General features: G+C 42.1%; 3 protein-coding genes and 1 rRNA gene. 3 read left to right on the top strand and 1 reads right to left on the bottom strand.

Features of this window, described 5'->3' with window-relative positions; all coding sequences use genetic code 11:
• Positions 1 to 93 (bottom strand): 16S ribosomal RNA (locus V7L31_RS29725); the annotation flags it as partial.
• A gap of 647 nt (positions 94 to 740) precedes the next feature.
• On the opposite strand from V7L31_RS29725, the gene rsmA reads away from it, so the two are divergent.
• From rsmA to V7L31_RS29740, 3 genes are all read left to right on the top strand, one after another.
• Complete coding sequence (gene rsmA / locus V7L31_RS29730; RefSeq protein ID WP_334699555.1) at positions 741 to 1589, top strand: 16S rRNA (adenine(1518)-N(6)/adenine(1519)-N(6))-dimethyltransferase RsmA; 849 nt, start codon at positions 741 to 743, stop codon at positions 1587 to 1589.
• Between the two features lie 75 nt (positions 1590 to 1664).
• Complete coding sequence (gene ispE / locus V7L31_RS29735) at positions 1665 to 2618, top strand: 4-(cytidine 5'-diphospho)-2-C-methyl-D-erythritol kinase (protein ID WP_334699556.1); 954 nt, start codon at positions 1665 to 1667, stop codon at positions 2616 to 2618.
• A 130-nt stretch (positions 2619 to 2748) separates the two neighbouring features.
• Positions 2749 to 3078: a DUF3082 domain-containing protein gene (locus tag V7L31_RS29740; RefSeq protein ID WP_334699557.1), complete on the top strand. Its 330-nt coding sequence runs from the start codon at positions 2749 to 2751 to the stop codon at positions 3076 to 3078.
• The last annotated feature ends 373 nt before the right edge of the window (positions 3079 to 3451 follow it).

Consider the following 3451-nt stretch of genomic DNA (forward strand, 5'->3'; position numbering starts at 1 on the left):
CGTCCGCCACTATGTCCGAAGACACCGTTCGACTTGCATGTGTTAAGCATACCGCCAGCGTTCATCCTGAGCCAGGATCAAACTCTCCGTTTTGTTGTGTTTCGAGTTTGTGGCTCTGAAAAAATATTTTCCAGAATCCTAATTACAATTTCGATTATCTTTTTGGGAAACCCCAAAACTAAAATCTTTTGACGAGGATTGGTTTTTTCTTAAGCTTTCAAAGTATTATGTTTTTTAGGTTCAGCGGTCGTTTGCGTCTTTCGCTTCCCGACTTAACTAGAGTAACTAGTCATCCCCTAGTTTGTCAAGGGGTAAATTTATTTTTTTTCTAAAATGGCAAATCGCTTGACTGGCAATACTTTCAGATGGATTGCTTCAGCAACGAGAGGGAGGCGAAAACAAAGTGGCTAAATCTGACTGTGTGAATAATGCAGGTTGCTTGTCTTTCAATGGGATCTGATGCAAGTTGAGCGATTATCGAAAAAGGCAGGAGATAGTATTGCTGGAGGGATTTATCCTGAATTATCATGCCTGAACTAACTACTATATAAGAGCAGAATTGTTGTGGAGCTTGTGGTTTAAGACTCCTATTCTATAGAGCGATCGCCACCTGGGCATTTATGGAGCGCTTTCGGAATGGAAGATAGGCGTTACAGTGAGTCTAGCGCTGTAGAGGGGCTTCAAAATTTATAATGAATTTTTGAGAAAAAGCTAAAAACTAGACTAGGCAATAAATACAGATGATCCGACCGCGCAAGGTCTTTGCTCAACATTGGCTCAAAAGTGAAAAGGCGCTCAACGCAATTATAAAAGCAGCAGAGTGTACGGAAAGCGATCACTCCGCCAACGCCGAAGGCGATCGCATCCTAGAAATTGGCCCCGGAACCGGGATTCTGACTCGTCGTTTATTACCATTGGTGCAATCTCTGATAGCAGTTGAAATAGACCGCGACTTATGCCAACTGCTATCAAAGCAGCTTGGTAAGACTGAAAAATTTTTACTGCTGCAAGGCGATTTTCTCACTCTAGATTTACCATCTTATCTAGCAGCCTTTCCTAATTTCCACAAGCCAAATAAGGTAGTAGCCAATATTCCCTACAACATTACAGGGCCAATCATTGAGAAACTACTGGGTACGATCGCCAACCCCAATCCCGAACCATTTGACTCTATAGTTTTGCTGGTACAAAAAGAAGTAGCAGAAAGGTTATATGCTAAATCAGGCTCAAAAGCTTTTGGAGCTTTGAGTGTGCGAGTGCAGTATTTGGCTGAGTGTGAGTTAATCTGCACAGTCCCAGCGGCCGCATTCCATCCACCGCCAAAAGTGGATTCAGCAGTAGTGCGATTGCGTCCCCGAAACATAGAAATACCAGCGCTTAATCCCCGACAGTTAGAGAATTTCTTAAAGTTGGGGTTTGGTGCCAAGCGTAAAATGTTACGAAATAATTTGCAATCAGTTATAGAACGCGATCGCTTGAGCCACTTACTGGAACAATTAAAAATAAATCCCCAAGCTAGAGCCGAAGACCTCAGTGTTCAGCAATGGGTAATTCTAGCAAATGAGTTGGGAGTAGAGAGTAGAGAATAGGGAACAAGGTAGATTTTTTTCCATTCCCCATTCCCCATTCCCCATTCCCCATTCCCCATTCCCCACTCTCAGAAAATGCGTTCTTATAGCCTAATTGCCCCTGCTAAAATCAACTTGTATCTGGAAATCATTGGCGATCGCCTCGATGGCTATCATGAGTTAGCCATGATACTTCAAAGTATTGGACTTGCAGACCAAATTGATTTGCGTTCCATTAGCACTGAAAATATCCGTGTTCACTGCAATCACCCACAAGTACCAACAGATAAAAGTAATCTGGCATACCGCGCGGCAGAATTAATGGTGAGACAGTTTCCCGAAGCCTTTGCTAAATATGGAGGCGTGGAGATTAGTATCAACAAACAAATTCCTGTTGCTGCTGGGTTGGCTGGGGGTTCGACGAATGCAGCAGCGGTGTTGGTAGGTATAGATTTACTGTGGAAATTGGGACTAACTCAGTCAGAACTAGAGGAGTTGGGAAGTACACTCGGTTCAGATGTACCGTTTTGTGTGGCGGGTGGAACTGCGATCGCCACGGGTAGGGGTGAACAACTTTCTCCCCTGCCGAGTTTAGATAACATATATATACTCTTGGCAAAATACCGCAGCCTGGAAGTTTCCACCGCTTGGGCATACAAAACCTATCGACAGCAGTTTGGTCATTCTTATATTAGAGATAGCGACAACTTAGTAGCACGTGCTAATGCAGTTAATTCAGGAGCAATAGTAAAAGCTATTCTGAATAAAGATGCGGAAGAAATTGCCCAAAAACTGCACAATGATTTAGAACGCGTGGTATTGCCAGCCTATCCGCAAGTCTTGCAACTGCGGGAAATATTTGCAAATCAAGAAGGCGTTTTAGGAACAATGATGTCTGGTTCTGGGCCAACAGTATTTGCTCTTTTTGAGTCTCAACAGCAGGCAGAAAAAATTAAGCTGCAAGTTCGGGAAGCAATTGTTGATGAAGACTTAGAATTGTTTGTGACTCGGACAATTACACATGGTATTCAGGTGGCATCTTCAGTTTAAATAAATCTTTATGCTTAATTCAAATGGCTAGTAAAGACGCAGAGATGCAATTTTAAGGACGATTAGCTAAGGATAATAATTATTTCCTAATCCTCCAATCGAAAATCTCAAACCTAAAATCCCAAAGATTATGAATGACCAAAACCTCAAGCCACAAATAGATGCTAAAGAACAAGTTACATCGAGTCCGTTACGCTGTTTTACGGGGGCGGTGATTTCTGGAGGAATGGGATTTGCAGCATATTCACTGATGATTGCGATCGCTACAAATTTTGCAACGAAACCTGTCCATTCAATTAATCCCTTGGTGGTGAAGATTTCTTCTGCTGTTCGTACTCTGGTTGTTGGTGTAGTTGCTTTAGGAAGTGGGATATTTAGTCTAGTGGCAATTGGTTTGTTGGCTTTGGGAGTGCAATTGTTAGTGCAGCAATTGACTAAGCAAAAAAGTAGTGAAAACTAGTAATTTGCTTTAGAGGATATTTGAAAAGTATTGGGCGAATAGAATTCGCTATTACACAAACCAAGTCCACCTGCGTGGACTAATACAAAATCAAGGATTTTTAACCTGCGGAGGCAGGTTTTGCCTGTGTAGCCGCAATTTCTAATCGCCGAGGCGAGTCAGAAATTAGACTTTTCAAACAACCTTTTAGAGTAAGTAATCTCAAGGCGTAACTAGTAAACTACTAGCAGTTAGGCGATCGCAACTGCAAAGCTTAGGCATTATCCTCATCAGTAACCCAATACGGTTCAGTTAAGCCTCAAAGTCAGTTAAATTAAGGATTATTCCCAAGCCTGAAATTGACTGTGGTACATCTGAAAGATTTTTCACTGTT

Source organism: Nostoc sp., assembly GCF_036916655.1.
In the GTDB taxonomy this organism is placed as follows: Bacteria; Cyanobacteriota; Cyanobacteriia; order Cyanobacteriales; family Nostocaceae; genus Nostoc.

Coding starts and splice junctions, on each gene's coding strand:
- rsmA (WP_334699555.1), top strand. CDS start 741: ATGATCCGACCGCGCAAGGTCTTTGCTCAACATTGGCTCAAAAGTGAA.
- V7L31_RS29740 (WP_334699557.1), top strand. CDS start 2,749: ATGAATGACCAAAACCTCAAGCCACAAATAGATGCTAAAGAACAAGTT.
- ispE (WP_334699556.1), top strand. CDS start 1,665: ATGCGTTCTTATAGCCTAATTGCCCCTGCTAAAATCAACTTGTATCTG.